Origin of the sequence: Arthrobacter ulcerisalmonis (genome assembly GCF_900609065.1) — a bacterium.
GTDB lineage: Bacteria > Actinomycetota > Actinomycetes > Actinomycetales > Micrococcaceae > Arthrobacter > Arthrobacter ulcerisalmonis.
The window spans coordinates 1-1,432 of the sequence record NZ_UXAU01000005.1 but is presented as its reverse complement, the minus strand read 5'-3'; the positions used below and the strand labels follow the sequence as shown (position 1 = coordinate 1,432).

The 1,432-nt window shown below is 54.2% G+C and carries 1 rRNA gene (cut by a window edge); it reads left to right on the top strand.

Annotated elements, in window-relative coordinates:
* Positions 1 to 1,424 (top strand): 23S ribosomal RNA (locus PSET11_RS16705) (it extends 1,921 nt beyond the left edge of the window).
* Positions 1,425 to 1,432: the final 8 nt, after the last annotated feature.

Here is a 1,432-nt window from a genome sequence, read left to right as displayed (position 1 = left end):
TGGTAGGCAAATCCGCTGTTCATGATGCCTGAGATCTGATGGGACCCCCGTTTGGGGGGATTTGGTGATCCTATGCTGCCGAGAAAAGCATCGACGCGAGGTTTTAGCCGCCCGTACCCCAAACCGACACAGGTGATCAGGTAGAGAATACTAAGGCGATCGAGAGAATTATGGTTAAGGAACTCGGCAAAATGCCCCCGTAACTTCGGGAGAAGGGGGGCCCCAACCTTGAACACCACACGCTGGTGGGAGGGGATCGGGGCCGCAGAGACCAGGGGGAAGCGACTGTTTACTAAAAACACAGGTCCGTGCGAAGTCGCAAGACGATGTATACGGACTGACTCCTGCCCGGTGCTGGAAGGTTAAGAGGACCGGTTAGCCTGTTATGGGCGAAGCTGAGAATTTAAGCCCCAGTAAACGGCGGTGGTAACTATAACCATCCTAAGGTAGCGAAATTCCTTGTCGGGTAAGTTCCGACCTGCACGAATGGAGTAACGACTTCCCCGCTGTCTCAACCATAAACTCGGCGAAATTGCAGTACGAGTAAAGATGCTCGTTACGCGCAGCAGGACGGAAAGACCCCGAGACCTTTACTATAGTTTGGTATTGGTGTTCGGAGTGGCTTGTGTAGGATAGGTGGGAGACGTTGAAGCTTGGACGCTAGTTCAGGTGGAGTCATCGTTGAAATACCACTCTGGTCACTTTGGACATCTAACTTCGGCCCGTAATCCGGGTCAGGGACAGTGCCTGATGGGTAGTTTAACTGGGGCGGTTGCCTCCTAAAAAGTAACGGAGGCGCCCAAAGGTTCCCTCAGCCTGGTTGGCAATCAGGTGTCGAGTGTAAGTGCACAAGGGAGCTTGACTGTGAGAGAGACATCTCGAGCAGGGACGAAAGTCGGGACTAGTGATCCGGCGGTACATTGTGGAATGGCCGTCGCTCAACGGATAAAAGGTACCTCGGGGATAACAGGCTGATCTTGCCCAAGAGTCCATATCGACGGCATGGTTTGGCACCTCGATGTCGGCTCGTCGCATCCTGGGGCTGGAGTAGGTCCCAAGGGTTGGGCTGTTCGCCCATTAAAGCGGTACGCGAGCTGGGTTTAGAACGTCGTGAGACAGTTCGGTCCCTATCCGCTGCGCGCGCAGGAAATTTGAGAAGGGCTGTCCTTAGTACGAGAGGACCGGGACGGACGAACCTCTGGTGTGTCAGTTGTACTGCCAAGTGCACCGCTGATTAGCTACGTTCGGATGGGATAACCGCTGAAAGCATCTAAGCGGGAAGCTCGCTTCAAGATGAGATTTCCATACACCATTGTGTGTGAGAGGCCCCCAGCCAGACCACTGGGTTGATAGGCCGGATGTGGAAGCGAGGACTAACGACTCGTGAAGCTGACCGGTACTAATAGGCCGATAACTTACACCACACACCACC